The organism is uncultured Campylobacter sp., assembly GCF_938045535.1.
Classification (GTDB): domain Bacteria; phylum Campylobacterota; class Campylobacteria; order Campylobacterales; family Campylobacteraceae; genus Campylobacter_B.
This window is the reverse complement of the sequence record NZ_CALIMQ010000108.1, coordinates 1-2,655: the sequence shown is the minus strand read 5'-3', so window position 1 is coordinate 2,655 and position 2,655 is coordinate 1. Positions and strand designations below refer to the sequence as shown.

Sequence of the window (2,655 nt, the reverse complement as noted above, 5' to 3'; positions counted from 1 at the left end):
AACTCAGCTCGCACGCCCGAGCTCGATAAAAAATATCCAGCTCAAAATCGGTCTCGGAGTTATCCACGCAAAATGCGATCGGAAATATGAGCGCTTTTTTGCTCTGCAGATCCCGCAAAACGTCCGCGATATTGGGCTCTAGCCACTTTACGGGACCAAGGCGCGATTGATACGCCAAAATGATCTCTTTAAATTTAATCCCGCGCGCAGCCAGCAGATCTTTTAAAATTTCCACGTGTGCTTCTACCTGCGCCTCGTAAGGATCGCCCGCGGCGATCATTTTTACCGGCAGAGAATGCGCAGAAAATATGAGCGAAATTTGCGAAATTTCATCCGCGCTAAATTTTGCGACGCATCCCGTGATTAAATTTAGTAAAATTTCGTTGTAAACGGCGTTGTCGTAGAATATGTCGATGATTCTATAATTTTTTATACCGAGCCGTTTAAGCGCCGCCTCGGCAGAGCACAGACTCGATTGCACCGTAGTTTTCGAGAAGTGCGGATACAAAGGCATCAAAATTATCTCATCAAAATCCGCGTATTTTTTAAACACATCCTCCGCAAATGGCGGCGTGTAATTCATCGCATAATCGCAAATTAGCTCGTCTATCGGTTTTTCATCCTGCGGCGCCTCGTTTTGCGGCGCCTCGCCCTGCGTCAGGGCGTCTTGCGGCGGCTTGCTTTGCAATGAAATGTCTTGCAGCGGCTCATTCGCGGCACCTGCATCAGCCGCGCCTTCAAATTTTAACCCCGCGCCGAATTTTGCTCGCGCTAGTTCATTTACCCGCTCGCAAAGTGCTTCGGTGATGGAGCATATTGGCGAGCGCCCGCCCAGTTTTTCGTAGTTGCTGCGCGCCGATGCGGTTCTGCTTTTTACGATGAGTACGGCTAAAACGCTGCGCCAAAAATCGCTCTTAATCCCCAGAATAAAGGGGTCGTTAAACATATTTTTTAAAAAAACTTCAACCTCGCTCAGATTGTTCGGACCGCCCATGTTGAGTAAAATTAGGGCTTTTTTCATGAGATGATTTCTCTGATTTTTATCGCATCCTCTACGCTTGCAAGACCTGCATTAGTACTGCTGTCGCACATCTCGCAAAACGCTTCGTGTTCACGCCGTAGTGAAAAGTCATCGCGATCGACGCGCAGATTCACGCGCCCGTCAGGCGTAATTTTAAAAAGAGTTATTGAGATTAGATCGCCGAAATATACGCCGCTGTCGGTGCAAATCTCAATACCGTGGCGTCTGATCGGATAGAGATTGGACTGCATTAGCGTGCAATAGCAACCGCTTTTTGTGTGAAGCGTCGCGCATGCGGCTAGAGTGCGCTCTTTAGAGATATTTTTGCTAAGTTCTATGCAGGCGATCTCGCTGTGAGAAAGCAGCCGCACAAGATCGATATCTCTAAAAAGGGCATTGGCGACGATATCTGCTCTATCATCGTTTGCAAAACCGCTTACAAAGCTCATCGAAAAAATTTTATCCCCCTTGGCTAGCTCGCGTAGCAAGGATACGATGACAGGATTGTAGCGGTCGGAGTAGCCTACGGCTAGGCGCGTGCCGTTAGTAGTGACTGCGTAGTTTATCTCTCTAGCTTCGGCTAGGCTTTGTGCGAGCGGAGATTCTACAAAGATATTTTTGGTAAATGGAAGGCATTTTAAAATCAGCTCTTTATGCGATGGCGGGGGAGCTGTGATGACTACGGCGTCGGGCTTGGCGACGTTAAAAAGATCGGTTAGATTATCAAAGATTGGATAGCGCGGGCCGAAATTTTCACTGCTGCCCTTATGATAAAGCGCTACAAGCTCGAAATAATCGCTCCTTCTTAGCTCGCTGAAGTGCTTTTGACCAAGCTCGCCCATGCCTATGATCGCTATCTTTTTTTTCATCGCTATGCCCTAAATTTAATCTTTCGCGCCATTATAACTAAGAATGGTTAAAATTTATAATTTTTAAAATCTAATTTAGCTAAAATGCGCCTTTAAAATTTAACTTGAAATCAGGACAAATCATGGATATTAGAAGCGAATATTTAAATTTCTTTGCAAGCAAGGGCCATCAGATCATCCCTAGTGCGCCGCTGGTGCCAGATGATGATAGCTTGCTGTTTACAAACGCGGGCATGGTGCCGTTTAAAAGCATATTTACAGGAGCCGTACCGCGTCCGACGCCGCCTATCCGCACGAGCTGTCAGACCTGCATCCGCGCCGGCGGCAAGCACAACGACCTAGACAACGTCGGCTACACCGTGCGCCATCATACGTTTTTTGAGATGCTTGGAAATTTTAGCTTCGGCGAGTATTTCAAAGAGCAGGCGATCGCCTATGCGTGGGAGTTTATCACTGAAATTTTAAAGCTTCCTAAAGACAAACTCTACGTTACCGTGCATGAAAAAGATGACGAAGCGTTTGAGCTCTGGGCGCGTCACATAGCGCGGGAGCGCATATATCGCTTCGGCGATCACGATAACTTTTGGGCGATGGGTGATACCGGACCGTGCGGACCGTGCAGCGAAATTTTTTACGATCAGGGTGAGGAGCATTTTCACTCGCCCGAGGATTATATGGGCGGCGACGGCGACCGCTTTTTAGAGATTTGGAATTTAGTTTTCATGCAGTACGAGCGCAGCAAAGACGGCAAGCTTAGCCCGCTTC

At 47.6% G+C, this 2,655-nt stretch carries 3 protein-coding genes; 1 reads left to right on the top strand and 2 read right to left on the bottom strand.

Going from position 1 to position 2,655, the window contains the following annotated elements; all coding sequences use genetic code 11:
- Positions 1 to 1,021 (bottom strand): ferrochelatase (hemH, locus tag Q0095_RS03515; RefSeq protein ID WP_297881398.1); only part of this gene is annotated, 1,021 nt, incomplete at its 3' end.
- On the bottom strand, positions 1,018 to 1,890 hold the full coding sequence (locus Q0095_RS03510; protein WP_297881396.1) for a Gfo/Idh/MocA family oxidoreductase: 873 nt from the start codon (positions 1,888 to 1,890) through the stop codon (positions 1,018 to 1,020). The genes hemH and Q0095_RS03510, both read right to left, overlap by 4 nt.
- Before the next feature lie 122 nt (positions 1,891 to 2,012).
- On the opposite strand from Q0095_RS03510, the gene Q0095_RS03505 reads away from it, so the two are divergent.
- A partial coding sequence (locus Q0095_RS03505) for an alanine--tRNA ligase-related protein (RefSeq protein ID WP_297881394.1) occupies positions 2,013 to 2,655 on the top strand: 643 nt, incomplete at its 3' end.